The sequence below is a fragment of the Sorangium sp. So ce363 genome (assembly GCF_051520435.1).
In the GTDB taxonomy this organism is placed as follows: Bacteria; Myxococcota_A; Polyangia; order Polyangiales; family Polyangiaceae; genus Sorangium; species Sorangium cellulosum_B.
This window is the reverse complement of the sequence record NZ_CP150333.1, coordinates 1,142,486-1,159,204: the sequence shown is the minus strand read 5'-3', so window position 1 is coordinate 1,159,204 and position 16,719 is coordinate 1,142,486. Positions and strand designations below refer to the sequence as shown.

The 16,719-nt window shown below is 67.1% G+C and carries 13 protein-coding genes; 7 read left to right on the top strand and 6 right to left on the bottom strand.

The features are described 5' to 3' along the window. Positions 1–229 precede the first annotated feature (229 nt). On the bottom strand, positions 230–1,711 hold the full coding sequence (locus tag WMF12_RS04350; RefSeq protein WP_437866171.1) for an oligosaccharide flippase family protein: 1,482 nt from the start codon (positions 1,709–1,711) through the stop codon (positions 230–232). A gap of 2 nt (positions 1,712–1,713) precedes the next feature. After that, the gene (locus WMF12_RS04345) at positions 1,714–2,325 is read right to left on the bottom strand and encodes a polysaccharide biosynthesis/export family protein (RefSeq protein ID WP_437866167.1); all 612 of its coding nucleotides are present in this window, start codon (positions 2,323–2,325) and stop codon (positions 1,714–1,716) included. 273 nt (positions 2,326–2,598) lie between these two features. On the opposite strand from WMF12_RS04345, the gene WMF12_RS04340 reads away from it, so the two are divergent. The 4 genes from WMF12_RS04340 to WMF12_RS04325 all read left to right on the top strand — a co-directional run bounded on the left by WMF12_RS04340 (position 2,599) and on the right by WMF12_RS04325 (position 8,034). Continuing rightward, a complete protein-coding gene (locus WMF12_RS04340) occupies positions 2,599–3,882 on the top strand; it encodes a 3-dehydroquinate synthase (RefSeq protein ID WP_437866166.1) in 1,284 nt (427 codons plus the stop codon). Then, complete coding sequence (gene eboE / locus WMF12_RS04335; RefSeq protein WP_437866165.1) at positions 3,879–5,387, top strand: metabolite traffic protein EboE; 1,509 nt, start codon at positions 3,879–3,881, stop codon at positions 5,385–5,387. The genes WMF12_RS04340 and eboE overlap by 4 nt, the downstream gene beginning before the upstream one ends. Beyond that, on the top strand, positions 5,384–6,265 hold the full coding sequence (locus WMF12_RS04330; RefSeq protein ID WP_437866164.1) for a UbiA family prenyltransferase: 882 nt from the start codon (positions 5,384–5,386) through the stop codon (positions 6,263–6,265). The genes eboE and WMF12_RS04330 overlap by 4 nt, the downstream gene beginning before the upstream one ends. Positions 6,266–6,615: 350 nt before the next feature. Beyond that, positions 6,616–8,034, top strand: a complete 1,419-nt coding sequence (locus WMF12_RS04325; protein WP_437866163.1) for a hypothetical protein — start codon at positions 6,616–6,618, stop codon at positions 8,032–8,034. 10 nt (positions 8,035–8,044) lie between these two features. Here the strand turns inward: WMF12_RS04325 and WMF12_RS04320 are convergent, their stop codons facing one another. From WMF12_RS04320 to WMF12_RS04310, 3 genes are read right to left on the bottom strand one after another with little or no spacing between them, the layout of a single operon-like run. Next, positions 8,045–9,418: an alkaline phosphatase family protein gene (locus WMF12_RS04320; RefSeq protein WP_437866162.1), complete on the bottom strand. Its 1,374-nt coding sequence runs from the start codon at positions 9,416–9,418 to the stop codon at positions 8,045–8,047. A gap of 10 nt (positions 9,419–9,428) precedes the next feature. Then, the gene (locus WMF12_RS04315) at positions 9,429–10,313 is read right to left on the bottom strand and encodes a TatD family hydrolase (RefSeq protein WP_437866161.1); all 885 of its coding nucleotides are present in this window, start codon (positions 10,311–10,313) and stop codon (positions 9,429–9,431) included. 23 nt (positions 10,314–10,336) lie between these two features. Continuing rightward, entirely contained in the window at positions 10,337–11,095 is a 759-nt protein-coding gene (locus WMF12_RS04310; protein ID WP_437866160.1) for an EboA domain-containing protein, read from the bottom strand. Between the two features lie 104 nt (positions 11,096–11,199). Between WMF12_RS04310 and WMF12_RS04305 the strand changes: the two genes are divergently transcribed. From WMF12_RS04305 to WMF12_RS04295, 3 genes are all read left to right on the top strand, one after another. Next, positions 11,200–12,666, top strand: coding sequence for a PQQ-dependent sugar dehydrogenase (locus tag WMF12_RS04305; protein WP_437866158.1), 1,467 nt, complete (start codon positions 11,200–11,202; stop codon positions 12,664–12,666). A 91-nt stretch (positions 12,667–12,757) separates the two neighbouring features. Next, a complete protein-coding gene (locus WMF12_RS04300) occupies positions 12,758–14,620 on the top strand; it encodes an MYXO-CTERM sorting domain-containing protein (RefSeq protein ID WP_437866155.1) in 1,863 nt (620 codons plus the stop codon). Between the two features lie 167 nt (positions 14,621–14,787). Beyond that, entirely contained in the window at positions 14,788–15,549 is a 762-nt protein-coding gene (locus tag WMF12_RS04295; protein ID WP_437866154.1) for a YdcF family protein, read from the top strand. A gap of 17 nt (positions 15,550–15,566) precedes the next feature. Here WMF12_RS04295 and WMF12_RS04290 read toward each other — a convergent pair whose 3' ends face one another. Next, a complete protein-coding gene (locus WMF12_RS04290) occupies positions 15,567–16,691 on the bottom strand; it encodes a glycosyltransferase family 2 protein (protein ID WP_437297930.1) in 1,125 nt (374 codons plus the stop codon). Between the last annotated feature and the right edge of the window lie 28 nt (positions 16,692–16,719).

Genomic DNA, 16,719 nt, shown 5'->3' with positions numbered 1-16,719 from the left:
GGGGAGCCGCCATGCGGATCCCGACCCAGTTTCGAAGAGAGGGGCCCGACGCTACCACAGGCCCCCCCAATTTCGCTCGAGTGTCGCGTGGGGCCCCAACGATCGGCGGGGAAAGGTGCTCCTCGTCGCGGTCCGCACGCTCGTTACGCTCGTTACGCTGGCAACGCTCGTTGCGCTCGTTGCGCGCGCTTCGCTCGTCACGCCGGGTCGGTGACATTCAGGAAACGCCTTAACGACGGCGGTGGACCGCTTCGCGGGCGAGCTGGAGGAAGTCCCGTGATGCCTGCCGCGCGATGACCAGCGCGGAAGCGACGAAGGCGAGCCCGCCGACCACCACCTCAGCGCCAAGGCGGCACCCGCGGGGCAGGTCGTGGAGCGACCGCATGCCGTAGCGAACGGCGAGCACCGCGGCGACCATGGGCACGCACGCGACGAGCGGGCGGACCAGCGGGCGCAGGAGCCGCATGTACGGGACGCCATCGGCGCACTTGACCACCCAGAGGCTCGCCAGGGCGTGCACCCCGAACGCAACGCCGACGCCGGCGCAGGCCCAGAGGACGCCGCCGATCGTTCCGAGCAGCGCGATGCCGCCGACGATCGCGGCCACCTTGAGCCACTCCAGGACCATGATCGTCCGCGTCCGGCCGTAGACCTGCATGTACGAGGACAAGACCCAGCCGATCGGGCGCGTGACGCCGAGCGCGGACAGCACGGCGAGGAGCGGGCCGGCCGGCTCCCATGCCTCGTTGAAGAAGGTGTCGTTCAGGATCGTCGGGGCGACCGCGCCGAGGCCCACGGCGAGCGGGAAGATGAGGAGCGCGAGCAGCGTGAGCGCGCGGACGAGCGCCACCTTGCGCTGCTCCGGCTCGAGCTTCGCGAACGACGGGACGAGCACGTCGCCGATGCGCTCGCCGACCTGGGAGGCCGGGATGTCGGCGAGGTTCCACGCGAGGTTGTAGAGCCCGCCGACTTGCTCCCCGAACAGGCGAATCATGACGAGGTTGTCCCATTTGGAAGCCCCGAAGTTCGCCAGCGACCCGAAGTTGAGCGGGATGCCGAAGGCGAACAGCTCGCGCGCCTTCTCGCCCGACAGCGGGCTCGGCGTCAGCCACTCGGAGAGCTTCACCGCCGGGACCGTGGTCACCACGCGCACGACGGCGCGCAGGAGCGTCGCCACCACGATGGCGTTCCCCCCCCAGCCGAGCACGGCGAGGGAGACGGACGCCGCGGTGTAGGTGAGCTCGCCGGCGGCGTTCCGGAGGCTCACGCTGCGGAAGCGCATCTCGCGGATGAGCAGGCGATCGGGGACGTACCAGATCCGATCGATGATCATCGCGAGAATGAGCCCCGGCATGAACTCGAGCATCCCGGGCGCGCCCACGAGGTGCACCGCGATCGGCTCCCGGAGGAGGTACACGGCGGCGATGGCGACGAGGCCCGCCACGTGGAAATAGACGGTCGCGTTGAAGACCATCTGGCGGTCGAGGTTGGGCCTCGACGCGATGAACTGGCCGGTCCCGAGGCTCGACATGAAGTGCGCCGTCATGATCACGACGGACGCTGCCGAGACCTCGCCGTACACATCCGGCGCGATGAACCGGGTGAGCACGAGGGTGCCTATCAGGCCGAGCACGCGCGAGCCGAGCCCCGTCGCGATCGTCCAGACCGCGCCGAGGACGGCCTTTCGGGCAAGCGCGGAGGAGCCGGCCACGATCAGGGCACGAAGACGGTATCGCCGGCCTTGAGCACGAGGTCCTGCTCGGGCCGCTTGCGCGAGGCGATGTCGTCGTAGTTGATGGGGATGTGCCGGAACTTGCCCGGGCTATCCATGCGGATGAGCAGGATCTGATCCGTCGAGGCGAACTGGTTGGGACCGCCGGCGAGCGCGAGCGCCTCGGAGACGGAGACGAAGTAGTTGGAGGCGAAGATGCCGGCGCGCGCGACGTTGCCGCTGACCACGAACCGGTAGCTGTTGATCCCGGTCACGGCGACGGTGATCACGGCCGTCTCGTCCTTCACGAACTCGGCGAGCCGCTTCTTCAGCTCCTCGCGCACCTGGGTCGGGGTCCTGCCGACCACGTAGACGTCGCCGATGAGCGGCATCGTGATGACGCCATCGGCCCGGACGAGCGCCTCGCTCGACAGGTCGGCCATGCGCCAGACGTTGATCCGGATCTGGTCCCCTACCCCGATCGTGTATTCGTGCTTACGCGGGTCGTACTCCTTCGCGTAGTTCGCGGGATTGTAGACGTACGTGGGCGCGCACCCGGCGGAGAACGCGGCGAGGGCGAGCCCTGCCGCTGCCGTCAGAAGCACTCCTCGCATGAAGGACCGTTTCGTGGGACGGGCTGTGCCTTCCATGGGCGTCTGCATTGAGGAGGATGTCAGGCGGTACGGGGTTGCGATCACGCGGCGATCACGGGGCGATCCCGGGGCGATGAGGTGAACTCGGCCGTACGGCGGCGCGATTCACTGAGCGGCGCCAGCATTGCAGGAAGGCCGTCCGCCGCCAAGGGGAAGTTTTCGTACCGCGGCAAGACGCGGGATCCTCGCGAGGAACCAACTTGACGGGCCGATGACCTCTCTCGAAAGTCGGCTTTGATGCTGCTTCATCTGCAACGGATCGCGGTCCCCTTCGAGTACCCCGTCTACTTCACGGAGGGCGTCTTTTCGCCGAGCAACGCCGACCTGGCGGCCGCCATCGCCGCGAAGGAGCCGCGCCGGCGTCACCGCGTGCTGCCGGTGATCGACGGCGGCGTCGCGGCGGCGTGGCCGTCTCTGGCGGACGACATCGCGCGGTACGTGGGCGCGCGACCGGACCTGCTCACGCTCGCGGCCGAGCCGATCGTGGTGCCCGGCGGCGAGGCGGCGAAGAACGACGGCGCGGCGACGGCGGCGCTGCAGGCGAGGCTCGACGCGCTGGGGATGGATCGGCAGTCGTTCGTGATGATCGTCGGAGGCGGCGCGGTGCTCGACATGGTCGGCTACGCGGCGGCGACGGTGCACCGAGGCGTCCGGGTCGTGCGGATCCCGACCACGGTGCTCGCGCAGGCCGATTCCGGGGTCGGCGTGAAGAACGGCGTCAACGCGTTCGGGAAGAAGAACCTGCTCGGCACGTTCGCCCCGCCGTTCGCGGTGCTCATCGATCCGCGCTTCCTGGAGACGCTGCCCTTGCGCGACAAGGTGGCGGGGATGGCGGAGGCGGTGAAGGTCGCGCTGATCCGGGACGCGCGGCTGTTCTCGTGGCTGTCCGAGCACGCGCCCGCGCTCGCGTCGGGGTCGCTCGCGCCGCTCGCGCAGCTCGTGCGCCGCTCGGCGGAGATCCACCTCCAGCACATCGCGAGCGCGGGCGACCCGTTCGAGCTCGGGAGCGCGCGGCCGCTCGACTTCGGGCACTGGGCTGCGCACAAGCTGGAGTCGCTCACGAAGCACAGGCTCCGCCACGGCGAGGCGGTCGCGATCGGGATCGCGATCGACACGCTGTACGCCGAGCTGGCCGGCCTGTGCAGCCAGGCGACTGCGGCCGCGGTGGTGGCGGCGCTCGAGGCGCTCGGCTTCACGCTGTGGGACGACGCGCTCGCGCTGACGCGCACGTGCGAGAGGGGGGAGCGGGGCGAGCGGCTCTGCGTGCTCGATGGGCTGGACGAGTTCCGCGAGCACCTCGGCGGGGAGCTCACGGTGACGTTGCTCGAGGACGTGGGGCGCGCCCGCGAGGTGCACGCGATGGAGGAGCGGCACATCGTCGCGGCGATCGCGCGGCTGCGCGAGCGCGCCGGGAGGCGGGGCGCGCTCGCGGCGATCGGCGCGACGGGAGCGGCCACGGGAGCGGCGGGCGCGGCCACGGGAGCGGCGAGCGCGGTCACGGGAGCGGCGCAATCATGAGGCTCGCGTGCGCGGGCGCGCCGCACCTCACGTACTGCACGAACATCCACGCGGGCGAGACGTGGTCGGAGGTGAAGCAGAGCCTCGAGACGCACCTGCTCGCGATCTGGTCGCGCGCGGCCGGCGGGGAGCAAGGGGCGCTGCACGGAGGAGGCGACGGAGGCGGCAGCGGGGCGGAGGGCCTCGGGCCGAGCGCGCGCCGCCGGTGCGGGGTGGGGCTGCGGCTCTCGGCGAGGGCGGCGGCGGAGCTCGCCGAGCCGGCGGAGCTCGATGCGTTCCGCGATTTTCTCGAGCGGAACGGCCTCTACGTGTTCACGCTGAACGGCTTCCCTTACGGCCGGTTCCACGGCGCGCCGGTGAAGGAGCGCGTGTACCTGCCCGACTGGCTCGACGAGGAGCGGCTCGCGTACAGCGATCTCCTGGCGACGCTCCTCGCCGAGCTGCTGCCGGCGGACGAGGGCCTGATGGGCAGCGTCAGCACGGTGCCCGGCGCGTTCAGGCCGCGGGTGCGCACGCCCGGCGACGCGCCGGCGATGGCGCGGCGGTTGGTCGAGCACGCGGCGCACCTCGTCGAGATCCGCCGCCGCACGGGCAAGCACATCGCGCTGGCCCTCGAGCCGGAGCCGTGCTGCTTCCTCGAGACGACGCCCGAGGCGATCGGCTTCTTCACCGATCACGTGTTCGCGCCGGAGCGCGCGCGCGAGCTGTCGGCGCTGGCCGGAATGAGCCTGCCGGACGCCGAGGAGGCGCTCCGGAGCCACCTCGGCCTCTGCTTCGACGCGTGCCACATGGCGGTGGAGTTCGAGGACGCCCCCGCGTCGCTCGCGGCGCTCCGCGCTGCGGGCATCGGCGTGCACAAGGTGCAGCTCAGCGCCGGGCTGCGCGCCCGCGTGGCGGAGCGCGAGCCGGCGACGATGGCGAGACTGCGCGCGTATGCGGAGGACGTCGTCTACCTGCACCAGGTGGTCGAGCGGCGTGGGGGCCCAGGCGGAGGCGAGCTCGTCCGCTACCTGGATCTGCCCGAGGCGCTGGCGGCGCTCGACGGCGGGACCGCAGCGCCGCCCGGGGCGCAGCCGGAGGAGTGGCGAGTCCACTTCCATGTGCCGATCTTCCGGGAGCTCGAGGGCGCGCTCGCGACGACGCAGCCGGAGCTGGCGGCGCTGCTGTCGCACCTGCGAGACTCGCCAGCGACGCAGCACCTCGAGGTAGAGACTTACACCTGGGATGTACTGCCGGAGGACCAGCGACGCGGTGGGCTGGTCGAGGCGGTGGCAAGGGAGCTCCGCTGGGTGGAGGAGCGGATGGTGAGGGACGGAAGCGTGGGCGCCGGCGAGGGCAGAGGCGCCGGCGCGAGCCGTGGAGTCGGGGGTGGCCGCGAGGTCCGTGGTAGCCGCGAGGTCCGTGGTGGCCGCGAAGTGGGCGCGAGCTCCGCTGGGCGAGCGGACAGCGAAATCGGCGCGAGCTCCGGTGGCCGAGCGGACGACCGACTGGGGGCAGGGCGATGAGCTCGCGCGCACGGGTGTACCTACGGCTCGGCCGCGTCTCGAACCTGCCCACGGTGTGGACGAACGTGCTCTGTGGCATGGCCCTGTCGGGGTCTGCGCCACGGGCGCCCGAGGTGGCGCTGGTGGGGTTCGCGGTGTCGCTGATGTACGTGGGCGGCATGTTCCTGAACGACGCGTTCGACCGAGAGATCGACGCGCGCGAGCGCCCGGAGCGGCCGATCCCGTCCGGGCTGGTGAGCGCCCGCGAGGTGTTCGCGGTCGGCTACGGCCTGCTCGGGGCGGGGGTGCTGATCGTGGGCGGCCATGCCTATGTGGCGAACCGGGGAATGGCGCCCGCCCTGGCGAGCGCGCTGCTCGCCGGGGCGATCGTGCTTTACGATGCCTGGCACAAGGGGAACCCGCTGAGCCCGGCGCTGATGGGGATGTGCCGCGTGCTGGTCTATGTGACCTCGGCGTTCGCGGCGGGGGGGCAGCTCGGAAGCGCGGTGATCGCCGGGGGCGTGGCGCTGCTGTTCTATTTGATCGGGCTGACCGCGATCGCGAAGCAGGAGAACCTGCTGGCGGTGCGCAGCCTGTGGGCGCTCGGCTTCATGGCGGTCCCGTTCCTGGCGACGCTCGGCGCGCCGCTCACAGGGATGATGGGGACGATCGCGTACGGGGCGCTCGCTGGCTGCGTGATCCACGCGGTGAGGTTGCTGCGGGGGACGCGAAAGGACCGGATCCCGCGCGCCGTGGTGACGCTCATCGCAGGGATATCGCTGCTGGATGCGGTGCTCATCGCGAGGAGCGGCGCGCCGGGCGCCGGCGGCGCGGCGGCGCTGGCCATGCTGGGATTTCCGCTGACGCTGGCGATGCAGCGGGTGGTGAGGGGGACGTGAGGGAGACGTGAGAAGGGCCGCGCGCACCTTCACCTTTTCCGGCGAAGAAGCATTCCGGGATTCGGGAGAATACGTCAAGTCATCGGAGACACACGCACATGACATTATACGTTAGAATGGCACGCGCCGGAGTTCTGGCGCTCCTCTTTGCCGGTTCTGGATGCGGACTGATCCTCGGACTTGACGACTTCGAAGACGCATCTCCTTCAGGAGGCCAGACCTCAGGCGACAGCGGCGGTACGGACACATGCCCTCCTGCCATATCGGAGCGATGCTACAGCGGCCCGCCCGGCACTAAGGACGTCGGGCTCTGTAGATCCGGGATGCGGACATGCGACAGCAGCGGTGAGATGTCGGGAACCTGCCAAGACGAGGTGCTGCCGCAGCAAGAGAGCTGCGCCTCTACCGAAGACGAGAACTGCGACGGATTCGACTGCACGATATGGTCCAGAGTAGTCCACGCAACCAACAACGCATCACGCATCACATCGATATCCATCAACAAAGATAACAACATTTTTTCAGCAGGAGAATTCAAAGACACTGTACAATTCGGAACCGAGCCACTCATCAGCGCAAACCGAATCGAAGAATCCAACCTCGACGCATTCATCGCCTCATTCGACAGCACCGGGAATCACCGCTGGAGCCGTCAATTTGGTGACCAAATGAATCAATCATCAACCTCTACATGCGTCGATGGATCGGGCAGCATCATCCTCGCCGGAATCAACAGCGGGACCATAAACCTTGGCGACCGCGACATCGGCCCCGGTATATTCGTCGCGAAGTTCGACGCCAATGGCGTCCATGTATGGAGCCGAGGCGTTCACGGAGCTCCGGAAAGCGAACCCAGCCTTCTTGCAGGGATTCCGAAGGTAAATTGCACCCCGGACGGCGACGTGTTCCTCGCTGGAGGCTTCGCTGGGACCATCCAGTTCGACGACGTTACCTTCAGCACGTACCCCACGGACACATACGACATTTACATCGCGCGGATCGACGGGAGCACTGGCTCCTGGAGCGCAGCAGATGGCGGCTGGTCACGACAATTCGGAGGTCCAGGAGACGAAAGCGTAACTGACTTTGCCGTCCACTCAAGCAAAGGTGCCATCATCACAGGGAATTTCACGCAAGGAATAGAATTTGGCAACTTCTCGTCAACCATCGACAGTGGAATGTACCTCGCCAGTATCGATAACACCGGAAAGCCTACCTGGGTACGCAGCTTCACCAACGCTCGCCCATCTTCTCTGAGCATCGACGCGCTCGGCAATAGCTCGATAACAGGAACTTACGAACATCCTGTCGACTTTGGAGGCGGCGAGCTTCCAGAGTGGAACCGGAATCAGATGACCTTCGCGGCGCAGTTCGACATCTCAGGGATTCACAGATGGAGCCGGGGGCTCCTCGGACAGATCACGATATCAAGCATCAGCGTCGATCCGCTCAACAATGTCACGCTCTTCGGCAATGCGAGTTACAGCTTACGCATCGACGACAACGAGATATTGACCGTACGAGACTTTCCCTCTGCGCTGGCCATCAAGCTGAACCCCGAAGGGAAGACGCTCTGGAAACGGTGGTTTCCGACCGCATCAAGCCACGCAATAACGTCGGTGATCGCAGAAACAGATCTCAGAGGCGAAAACATCATATCAGGACGAGCCATTAACACGGGTAGCTCAACCGCAACAACCATCGACCTCGGAACCGGTCCACAGCGCACAGGCGAATATTCATTATTTATTACAAAGCTCGGAAACTGAGCACAACGTCTCAGCCAAAGACGTGACTCAAAACTATCCCAGCAACATTCGCAGCGTGGACCGTTTCACCCAACACGACTGAGTCAAAACTGGACATGAACACTGGCCCCCGATCGAGGGATTCAAGTAACCGCCCATGAGACCCGCGCACCAACACAGGATCGAGCGGGATCACGTCCATGAGATAGCGAAAACCTAGCTTCTTCTTAAGCAGTCTCCAGGCGATGCGAGCCGTCAGGACGCGTAGCTTGGGGTCAGCGAACAGCTCCACTGGATCGTATCCTGGCTTACGATGAATGTCGACCGTCCTGGCGAACTCTGGCGCTTTTTCGTCATCGAGCCAGTAATAGTAGCTAAACCACCGATCCTCTCGTGACACCGCGACGAGCTCTCCCGATCTAGCATGATCCAGCCCGGCAGAACGCTTGCCTTCACCGTCGAGAACGAAGTCCACTCCAGGCAGCCCTTCGAGCAGCGCCTTCACCGCCCCGACACGCTCCGGACGACGCACGTAGACATGCGCCACCTGGTGGTCCGCCACGGCGAATGCCTCGGACGCGCCGGCGTCGAGCTTCTCAAGCCCACGCTCAACGCGAACGCGCAGGAGGCCCTGCTCTCGGAGCGCCCGGTTGATGTGGACTGCCCCGGACACCCGCGTGATGCCGTACTCGGACAGGACGATCACGCGCGCCCCGTCCTTCCGTACATGCTCGATGAGCTCGCCGCAAACGGCGTCCACAGCGCGGAGGTCATCCGCGATCGCCGGATGATCCGGCCCTAGCCGTTGCAGGTTGTAGTCGAGATGCGGGAGGTAAACCAACGTCAACGTTGGCCGTCGCGTGTCGTATACGTGGCGGGCGCACCGCGCGATCCACTCCGTCGATCGTATATCCGCGTTCGGTCCCCAGAAGTTGAACAGAGGGAACTCACCCAGCCGAAAGACGAGCTCATCGCGCAGCGATGCCGGCTCCGTGTAGATGTCCGGCAGCTTGAGCCCGTCCGCCCAGTAGATCGGCCTCGGCGTCACCGCGTAGTCCGCCGAGCTGTACATGTTGTACCACCAGAACAGCTTGGCACAGGTGAACGTGGGGTCGCGCCGACGCGCAGCCTCCCAGATCTTCTCCCCCGTCACCAGCTGGTTCGCCTGGCGCCACAAGTTCACCTCGGCGATATCGCGAAAGTACCAGCCGTTCGCGACGCAGCCGTGCCCGCTCGGGAGGAGGCCTGTCGTGAACGTCGACTGGACGGTGCATGTGACCGCCGGCAGCACGGTCTGAAGAGGGCGCATCACGCCCTCCTGAGCGAGCCGCTTCAGGTTCGGCGTCGCATCGCCCAGGAGTTCGCCGGTAAGCCCGACGACATTGAGAACGACAGTGCGGTGCATACCTGTTCTATCAGCTCTTCACGACGGGAGCCTGCCCGCGCAAGACCGAGTTGCCCTCGAACAGGGCGCGCTGATCCACCGCCGGCGCCTCGCCGAACTCCGCGAGATCGAGCCGGCCGCTCTGGGAGAAGAAGGTGAGGGGGTTCTTCCACACGATCCGCTCGATCGCCTCGTCCGCGATCCCGTTCTCGCGCATCCGCGCCGCCGTCTTCGGCACCTTGAGCGGATCGCTCACGCCCCAGTCCGCCGCGCTGTTGATGAGGATCCGTTCGGCACCGAACGTCTTGACCAGCGCGACCATCCGGTCCTCGTCCATCTTGGTATTGGGGTAGATGGAGTGGCCGGCCCAGCAGCCGGTCGCGAGCACGAGCGGCAGCGTCTCCTCGTTGTTATGATCGACGAGCACACGCTCTTCAGGGAACCGAAGCTCCCGCACTAGGGCGAGCGTCCGCTCCGTACCCCGCTTTTTGTCGCGGTGCGGCGTATGCACCAGAATCGGAAGATCGTGCTCTCGGGCGAGCTCGACCTGCTGGGCGAAATACTTCTCTTCCTCCGGTGTCATGTCATCGAACCCGATCTCCCCGACCGCGACCACGCCTTCCTTGTCGAGATAGCGCGGCAAGAGATCGATGACGCCTTGCGCTACGCGAGGGTTGTTGGCTTCCTTCGGGTTGAGCCCCAGCGTGCAAAGGTGACGAATGCCGAACTGACTGGCCCGGAAACGCTCCCAGCCGAGCAGGGACGTGAAGTAGTCCTCGAACGTGCCGACATGGGTCCTCGGTTGACCGAGCCAGAACGCCGGCTCGAGGATGGCCACGATGCCGGCCGCGGCCATCGCCTGGTAGTCGTCCGTGGTCCGCGATGTCATGTGGATGTGGGGATCGAATAACTTCAAGAGTCCCTCCGCAGCGCGCCGCTTCACTCGGGGATCCGCGTCGCGCGCTCACGCTCGTGGTCCAGGGAGAGCAAGCCTATGTCGGCCGGGACGCTCCGGCCAGCCGCCCTCCGTTCGCTCGCGAAGTCCTCCGCCATCCTGGCGAGCTCGCCCGATCGCCGTCGGTCGAGCCCGATGATCCGGGCGAGCGCCACGCCCATAAACATGGCCTTGAGGACCAACTGGTTGAAGTTGAGATCGGGAAAATAGGCAGCCGGGTAGGGATTCTCGCAGGCGATCGCTTCGAAGATGGGCAGCTCATTCGTTCGGCACGCCTCGACCGCGAGTGGAACGAAGCGCTCTGCCTCGGTCAAGAACGGCAGTGCCCGCAAGAGCGCCTGCCGCTCCCGGCCATCTCCCTGCTCATAACAAACACGGAGCAGCGATTCGAGCTCCGGTGCGGGCAGGCGCCTCGAAACCTGCGCCAGCATCGTTACCCGGCCGAGCTCATCCAGCGCCCGGCCATCGACCACCCCGGCGACACGGGCAGCCTCCAGGGCATCCCGCTCGTCGGGGTGAAGCCCGAGCTGCCCCCTACCGAGCACGCGTACCGCCGCAGTGAACGTCGCGAGGAAGCGGTCGAGATCGAACCACGTCGACGACTCGCTCTCCCGCGCGTCGGGCGTGCCGCCGAGACCCGCACCGGTCCCGGTCACCCGTTCGACGCGATCCAGCCAGGAGCGCGCCGCCGACGGAATCCGGCGCGATAGAATTCCAAACAGCAGTAGGGAAGCGTCTTGCATTGTAGTCATGCCCGCCGGTTCGGGCGCCTGCCGCAAGATGCCGACGTCGCCAAGCGGTGGAAAGTTATACCAGGGGGCGCGCTGTTCGGATAGTGTCCTACTGCATGATGGACCAGAAGCGTTTCCTTTTTCCTTTTATGCCCATCGCAGCCGCCCTTTTCGGGCTCGGCTTCACCCTGAATGGCTGCGGCGGTAGCGAGAGCGGCGCAGGCGGAGGAGGCGGGGGAGGATCCGGTCCCGGTCCAACGGGCTCCGGCGGCGGCACCTCGACCGGCGCCCCCACAAGCAGCGGAACCGGCTCGGACACCAGCACCAGCACCAGCACCAGCAGCAGTGGCAGCGGCAGCACCAGCGGCCCGGGCACGACCACGAGCAGCGGAGCCGGCGCCGGCCCTGCGACCAGCGCCGGCTCCGGCGCCGGCGGGAGCGGGACGATCGAGTGCGACGAGCCGGGTGGGACGGTGCCGCCGCTCAAACTCACGGAAGTAGCAGGCGGCCTGACTCAGCCGGTGTTCGTGACGAGCGAACCGGAAGATGCCAGTCGGCTCTACGTCGTGGGGCAGCGTGGAACCATTCGCCTCATCAAGGACGGTGAACTGCAGAGCGCTCCGTTCCTCGACATCACCGCAGAGGTCTATCAACCTGACAGCGACAAGGAAGAGCGAGGCCTCCTCGGACTCGCCTTTCACCCGCAGTACGCGACCAACGGAAGATTCTTCGTCTACTACAACACAAGGTCACGAACGATCGCTCTCCGAGAGTTCAGGCGTTCAGAGTCCAATCCGGACCAGGCGCAGCCGCAGGCGGGGCAGGCGGAGCAGCAACGAAACACGCTGTTCTCGTTTCCGGTGCTGGTCGGCAACCACAACGGCGGGATGCTCGCGTTCGGCCCCGATGGAATGCTTTTCGTCGGCGTCGGCGACGGCGGTGGGAGCACCTCCGACCCCGATCCGGACAACAATGGACAAAACATTGAGGTGAAGTACGCCAAGATACTTCGTGTAGACGTCAACAATCACCCGACGGCGCCGGCGGGCAACGTCCCTGGTGGCGACCCGTACGTGTGGGACTACGGCCTGCGCAACCCCTGGCGTTTCAGCTTCGATCGCTGCAGGGGTGATCTCTACATCGGCGATGTCGGTGGGCGCCTCTTCGAGGAAATTAACATCGAGCCGCGCGGCCAGGGCAACAAGAACTACGGGTGGAGCGTCACCGAGGGGGGCACGTGCCTCAAGGATGACCAGCCAACCAGCTGCGACTCGCCGGAGATCACCCGCCCCGTCGTGGCGTACGACCATGACAGCGGCGACGGCTCGGTGACAGGCGGCTATGTCTATCGTGGGAGCAGGATCCCCGCGCTTCGTGGGAAGTACCTGTTCGGCGACTTTGAAACGGACCGAGTCTGGATGCTCACCTGGAAGGACGGTGTCGCCACGCCCAGGAGCTCCCTCAGCCAAGACCTCCAATCTGAGAGCACCATCCAAGGCCTGGCTTCGTTCGGCGAGGATGCGGCGGGCGAGCTGTACATCGTATCCTATGGAGGCAGCATCTTCCGGATCGATCCGGAATAGCTTGGCCCGCAGTCCACAGGGACCAGCGTGGGCGTCCATCGCTGGTCCCTGATTTCCGTAGAGAGCAGCTTACCAGATCTGGGTTCGAGCTATGCAGAAGACGCTGAGACTGGCGGTGGGTTGGGTGCTGGCGCTCGGGCTGCTGAGTCATGATGCGGCGGCCGGGATCGATGACCTCAAGGGCACGACGCCAGACGACATGCCACAACCGAACAACTTGGGCACGGCCGAGCGCTGCGCCGGCTGCCATCGAGCAGAGTTGGAGGATCATCAGGACTACATGCCCACGGACACGTGGGCGGGCACCATGATGGCCAACGCATGGCGCGACCCTGTCTTCAAAGCCGCTCTTGCGATCGCCAACCAGGACGCGCCAGGGGTCGGGACCTTCTGCCTGCGATGCCACTCTCCCGTCGGGTTCCTGAACGGGAGAGCGACGCCCCCGGATGGCTCTGGATTCGACCCCGAGGCGTCGGTAGATGGGAAGATCGTCGATGGTCAGGGTATCAGCTGCAGCGTTTGTCATCGCGCGATGACGACGTCAGACCCTGAAACCACAACATCGTACATCATCGGCAACGCTCAGCTCGTGTTCGACCACACCCCCGCGGCTGCTGGGTTCACAGCTACGCCCTTGGTATATGGACCATATCCGGACGTCGAGTCTGAATCTCACATTGGAGATGCTGCGCCCGCGCTGGGCGAATCGGAATTTTGCGGCCAATGTCATCAAGTCACCAATCCGGAGGTCATGCTGAGGGACGCGAGCGGAACCCCCACCACCATCGAGTTTCCGCTCGACACAACCTACGAAGAGTGGGCCTCCAGTGACTTCCGCAATGGCGGTTCGAGCGCTCAGAAGAGCTGCGTCGATTGCCATATGCAGAGGAGGATCGGCGAGCTGCCTGTCGGCGAGCGCGGACCGCTTCGAACCAATCCGCGCGCCCACCTCCTCGTCGGCGGCAACCACTGGGGCATCCAGGCCGTCATGGCGGCTGACAAGGCCCGCGCCGCGGAGTATCCCGACTCCTTCCAGCTCGCGCTCGACGGTACGCTCAAGAGCCTCACCTCGGCCGCCTCGGTCACCCTCGTCGACGCCCCGCAGGAGGCCGCGCCTGGAGAGGAGATCGCCGTCACCGTCCGGGTCGAGAACCTCACCGGTCACAAGTTCCCGACGGGCTACGCGGAGAGCCGGCGCGCCTGGATCGCCGTGTTCCTCGTCGACGAGAGCGGCGTCGAACGGCCGCTGCTCGGCGGCTACGACGCCGACACCGGCGAGATCCAGCACGAGCCGCCCACCCACGAGTACCGGGCCGTGCACGGGCGATGGGACGGCGAGGCTGGCGTGGGTGAGAAGGAGGAGCACCTCGCGCTCCACGACATGATCATCTCCGATACGCGCATCCCGCCGAAGGGCTTCGTCCCGTCGCGGACCACCCAGCCGACCCAGGAGATCGACTTCGCCGATGGGAACGGCGGATACCGCAACTACGACGAGGCGCGCTTCACGCTCACCGTCCCGGCCGACGCCTTCGGCAGGCAGACGCTCTCGGCGCGCGTGTACTACCAGTCGATGACGAAGGAGTACATCGAGTTCCTGCAGTCCGAGAACCGCACGGACAGCACGGGAGACGACCTCCGGGCCATCTACGAGGAGACCGGCGAGGCGCCGCCCATCCTCGTCGCGGCCGATGACGCGGAAGCTCCGCTCGATCTCGGAGAGCCGCCCGCCAACGCCAGCAGCGGCAACGGCACCGGCGGCGAGAGCTCGACCGGCGGCAACGGTACCGGCGGCGAGAGCTCGACCGGCGGCAGCGTCAGCCGCTCCAGCGACGACGGCGGCTGCGGCTGCCGGATGCCCGGCAACGCCCCCAACGGGTGGCTCCCCGCGGGCCTCGCGGGGCTCGCCCTCGCCGCCGCAGCCAGGCGCCGGCGCACACACCGGCGGCATTGAGCCCAGCCCCACCACGAACCGCCGCAAACGCGCGTCGCAGCGGGCGGACGATCCCCGATCGGCTCCGTCCCGCCGTTTCACCTGGAGACGGCCCCTTTTTCGCTCGCATCGCCCCCCCGGCGCCTTCATAGAGTGAGCCCACCCAGCGCCTCACGGCGAGCCTCGCCTTGCCCATCTCCCGCCTCGTCGATCCCCTGCTCGTGCTCCTCATCGCCGCGGGCGTCGGCCTCGCGCTCTCCGGCGGCGACTGGAGCTTCCGGACACGCGGGGCGAAGTTCGGGCGGGCGCTCGCGTGGAGCGCCTGGCTCGCGCTGTGGCTCCTCTCCACGCCCTGGCTCTCCAGCGCGCTCGTACGCCGGATCAGCACGGTGCCGAGGGACCTGCACGCGGAGCTCGCCGGAAGCTCACCCGAGCGGCGGGTCCTCGTCATCCTCACCGCCGGCATCGACGCCGACGAGTTCGGCGAGCCAGCCATGGAACGGCAGTCGGCGGCAGGCCTCGAGCGCGGCCTCGCCGCCGTGCGGGTCTACCGCGAGCACGGCTTCGGCCACGTCATCGTCTCGGGGAAGGACGTCCGAGGCGCGCCCACCCAGCTCGCCAGCGCCATGGCCGATCTCCTCGTGGAGCTCGGCGTTCCCAGGAAGAAGATCATCCTGGAGACCGAGTCGCGCGATACCCGAGAAAACGCCCTCCACTCCACGCGGATCGCCCGCGGCCTGTCGGCCGACGCCGTCGTGGTCGTGACCAGCGCGCTCCACATGCCGCGCTCCCTCCGCATGTTCGAGCGCGCAGGGCTCGACGTCCTCCCCGCGCCGGTCAGGTTCCAGTCGCTGCCGCCCGAGGGGCCTGAGCGGCTGCTGCCGGAGTCGCTCTCCCTCAGACGGTCGCAGCGCGCCGTTCACGAGCTCGTGGGTCTACTGGAGCCGTAGCCCCGGCGCGCCCCGCGCTACCAGGTGACCTTCTGCGAGCCGCGGAGGTATCGCCAGAGGCCGACCACCGCCGCCGCGTTCAGGACCACGAACGTCCGCGCGAGCGCGCCGAGCTTGCCCGCAGCGCCCCCGAGCGCCGCGAGCAGGTAGAAGGCCACCTGCCCGCCGAACAGCGCGCGCGCCGCGTAGAGCGTCCACGAGGCGTCGCCGCTCATCTCGGCGCCCATCCACGCGACCGTCGACGTGATCAGCAGCGCGACGAGCGCCCAGGGGCACACGAGGCGGAGCAGCTTGTGCGAGAAGATCTCGAACCAGGACGGGTTCCTGAACGGGACGAGGAGCGCCGGGAGCAGCGAAAAGAGCTGATAATTGCCGGCCAGCGTGCGCACCTTGCGGCCGAACTCGCGCTCGTCGCCGAAGGCGTCGTCGTAAGCGATCGCGTCGGGAGCAAACAGGATCGAACGCCCCTCGAGGCGGAGCCGCATCGGCACCCACATGTCGTCGAGGATGACGCCCTCCGGGAGATGGCTCATGTCGGCGCGGCGGATCGCATAGATGGGACCGGTCACGCCCACCATGCTCCTGAACCGCCCCTCCTGGAGGCGGATCCAGTTCTCGTAACGCCAGTAAGCCCCCGACCCCGCCGATCCCTTCAGCACCAGGTTGCCAGAGACACAGCCCGCGTTCGGATCGGCCAGGAGCCGCACGAGCGCGCGCAGCGCCCCAGGCACGAGCGGCTGGCGGATGTCCGTCATCAACAGCACCTCGCCCGTCGCGACCCCGAGCATCGTGTTCACGCCGATTGGCTTGCCACGACGCGCCTCGCTGACGATCACCTTCACCCGAGGATCGCGCTCGGCCAGCTGTCGCGCCACGAGCACGGTGTCGTCCGTCGAGCCGTCCGAGAAGAGCAGGACCTCCAGCTTGTCCTTCGGATAGTCGAGCGCGAGGAGGCTCTCGACCTTCGCCGGGAGATACGACGCCGCGTTGAAGACGGGAATGCACGCCGTCACCGTGGGGACGTAGTCCGGATCCTCCTTCCGCTGCGCAGGCCGGAGGCGCGCCAGGACGCCGATAACGATCGGGTACCCGAAGTAGGTGTACACGAGCACCGCGACGGCCAGAAAGGAGGCAATGACCACGCTAAACTGTAGAGCGCCGGTCGGGGGC